This is a genomic window from Bacillota bacterium (assembly GCA_040754675.1).
Taxonomy (GTDB): Bacteria; Bacillota; Limnochordia; order Limnochordales; family Geochordaceae; genus Geochorda.
Window position 1 is genome coordinate 1 of the sequence record JBFMCJ010000479.1, and the last position, 3109, is coordinate 3109.

Consider the following 3109-nt stretch of genomic DNA (forward strand, 5'->3'; position numbering starts at 1 on the left):
CTGCGTCCGGGTGTGAAGTTCCACGACGGTTCGGCGCTGACGGCGGAGGACATCAAGTACACCTTCGACCGGATCCTCGACCCGGCGACCAAGTCGCCCCGCGCGAGCCAGCTCCCGCCCATCGAGCGGATCGAGGTGCGTGGCCCGCTGCAGGTGCAGTTCGTCCTCAAGGAGCCCTTCGCCCCGTTCCTCAACCTCCTGGCCGGTCTGGCCGTCGTTCCCAGTAACTTCACCGCCACCGTGTCCGATCCCCGGACCCAGACCCTGGGCACGGGGCCGTACCGCCTGACCCGGTTCAGCGCCGACACCGTGGTATTGGAGCGGTTCGCTGACTACTGGAAGACGGGTCAGGATGGAAAGCCCCTACCCTACCTTGACCGGGTCACCTTCCGAGTGATCCCCGACCCGGCCACGTTACGCTCCGCGCTGCGAACGGGCGACATCGACCTGGTCGTCGGCTTCGGGCTTGATGCCACGGCCGCCGCCATCCTCAAGCGCCAACCGGGCGTCGTGGTACAGTCGGTGCCGGACCTCTCGTACAGCCTCCTGGGGCTGAACACCACCCGAGGCCCCCTGGCCGACAACCGGGTGAGGCAGGCCATCTCCCTGGCGGTCGACCGTCAGGAACTGGTCAACGTCGTCTACTCCGGGGAGGCGTCCATCGCCGGCCCTATCCCGCCCACCGTGAGCCAGTGGAACCCCCTGCCCCCCTCCGAGCTCCCGTTCTACCGGGAGGCGGACCGGGTGAGCAGCGCGCGGCAGTTGCTGCAGCAGGCAGGGTATCCCCAGGGATTCACCCTCAAGGTGATGCCGATCCCGACGGTGCCCGAGGCGCTGCAGATCGCGCAGGTCGTGCAGCAGCAGCTGAAGCGGGTTGGCATCCAGGCCGAGATCGAGCAGGTTGATTTCGCTACGTTCCTGGACCGGTGGCGCCGGAGCGACTTCGACGCGTTCGTGTCGCTCAACGGCGGTTCCACGGACCCGGACCTGCACCTGTACCGGCACGTCTTCTCGACGGGCAGCACCAACGTCTTCAAGTTCAAGGACGCCGAGGTTGACCGCCTGCTGCAGGAAGGCCGCGTCACGACCGATGCCAACGAGCGCGTGGCCATCTACGGCCAACTGCAGCGCCGCCTGGCCGAGACGGTACCGTTCTTGTGGCTCACGTACCCGACGGTGTACGGGGCGTGGCGGGATCGGGTGCAGGGCTTTGTACTGTCGTCAACCCGATCGCTGACCAGCCTCGATGCGGTGTGGATGACGAGCCGGTAGCCGGGGCGGGATCAGAGTTGGTACAGGCGTACGTCGCAAGGCGCCTGATCCTGCTGGCGCCGGTGCTGGTGGTCGTGAGCTTTCTCGTGTTTTTGATGATGCACTCCATTCCCGGCGACCCGGCGCAGATGTGGGTGGGGTTCGAGACCACCGATCCGGCCGTGCTGGAGGCGGTGCGCCACTCGCTCGGCTTGGACCGGCCGATCCTGGTCCAGTACGGCCTGTGGGCCGAGCGCATCCTCACGGGAGACCTGGGTGAGTCGGTGAGGACCGGGAGGCCCATCGGGGCACTCGTGGGCGAGAGCCTCCCGGTCACCGTCCAGCTCACCGTGTACGGCCTGGTGGTCGCCCTCGCCATCGGGGTGCCGGCGGGGATAGCGGCGGCCACCTCTCGCCGGCGCTGGTGGCAGGCAAGCTACCGGGTGCTGGTGATGGTGGGGCTGTCCGTGCCGCAGTTCTGGCTGGGGGCGCTGTTCATCCTGGCGTTCAGCGTTCATACCGGGTGGTTTCCGCTGCTCGACTACCCGCTGCTGTGGTCGCGGCCGTTCGACAGCCTCAAGAGCTTCTTCCTGCCAGCCCTCACCCTGGGCATCCCCAACGGGCTGGCGGTGGCGCGCATGGTGCGGGCCTCGGTGCTGGAGGTGCTGGGCGAAGACTACGTCCGTGTCGCCCGGGCCAAGGGGCTTGCGGAGCGGGTCGTCCTGTTCAAGCACGTGCTGCGAAACGCCCTGCTGCCGGTGGTCACCCTGGTGGGCATCGTGGCCGGGTACCTGCTGGGCGGGGCCGTAGTAGTCGAGCAGGTGTTTGCCATCCCGGGGGTCGGACGCCTGGGGCTGCAGGCCATCGTCCAGCGGGACCACCCCGTCCTGCAGGCGGTGGTGCTCATCGTCGCGGCGCTTTTCGTGGTGGTCAACCTCCTGACGGACCTGCTGTACGCGGCCATCGATCCAAGGGTGGAGTACCGGTGATGGCAGGCAGCTCGAGCAGTCCGGCACCGGTCACGCGACTTAGGGGCTCCGAGGACACGCAGGCCCGGCCCAGCCGAACCAGCCGCCGGGCACCCGGAGGCTGGAGCGCCGGGATCGCCATTCTCGCCGTGTGCGTGGCGGCCGCGCTTGGCGCGCCGTGGATCGCCCCGTTCGACCCCACACAGATGCACGGGGCAAGCCGGCTGGCGCCGCCGGGGTGGCCGTTCCTGCTGGGAACCGACTTCTACGGCCGGGATATCCTCAGCCGCGTCCTCTGGGGCATACGCTCGTCCCTCGCCATCGCCGCAGGGTCGGTGGCCGGATCGGCGGCCGCGGGGACGGCCCTGGGCGTTGCCGCCGGGTTCGTCGGAGGGCGGCTCGACACCCTCATTATGCGGAGTATGGACGTCCTTTTTGCGTTTCCGGTCATGCTGCTCGGGATCGCCATCGTGGTGGTGCTGGGGCCCGGGTTCGTCAGCACCGTGGTCGCCATCTCCGTGGTCTACATCCCCATTTTCGCCCGCATCGCCCGGGGCCCGACCCTGTCCGCCCGGGCCCAGCCTTTCGTCGAGGCGGCCCGGGCGTTGGGACAAACCGAGTGGGTCATCATGTGGCGGCATGTTCTGCCGAATATCATGGGGCCGGTTTTGGTGCAGGTGACCAACAGCCTGGCAACGGCCATCCTCTTTGAGTCGGCGCTCAGTTTCCTGGGGTTGGGGGTGCAGCCCCCGGCACCCTCGCTGGGCCAGATGGTCAGCGAAGGACGGGGCTACCTGGAGCTGTCCCCCTGGGCCACCGTCTTTCCGGGCGCGGCCATCATGGTGGCGGTGATGGGGTTCAACCTGATGGGCGACGCACTCCAGCAACGC

Annotated in this window: 3 protein-coding genes; all 3 read left to right on the plus strand. The window is 68.3% G+C overall.

Features of this window, described 5'->3' with window-relative positions; all coding sequences use genetic code 11:
- A partial coding sequence (locus AB1609_19385) for an ABC transporter substrate-binding protein (protein ID MEW6048606.1) occupies positions 1-1272 on the plus strand: 1272 nt, incomplete at its 5' end.
- Positions 1273-1289: 17 nt separating this feature from the next.
- Positions 1290-2240 carry an ABC transporter permease gene (locus AB1609_19390; GenBank protein ID MEW6048607.1) on the plus strand — a complete coding sequence of 317 codons (951 nt, stop codon included), beginning with the start codon at positions 1290-1292 and terminating at the stop codon, positions 2238-2240.
- On the plus strand, positions 2240-3109 hold an 870-nt coding region (locus AB1609_19395; protein ID MEW6048608.1), incomplete at its 3' end, for an ABC transporter permease. The genes AB1609_19390 and AB1609_19395, both read left to right, overlap by 1 nt.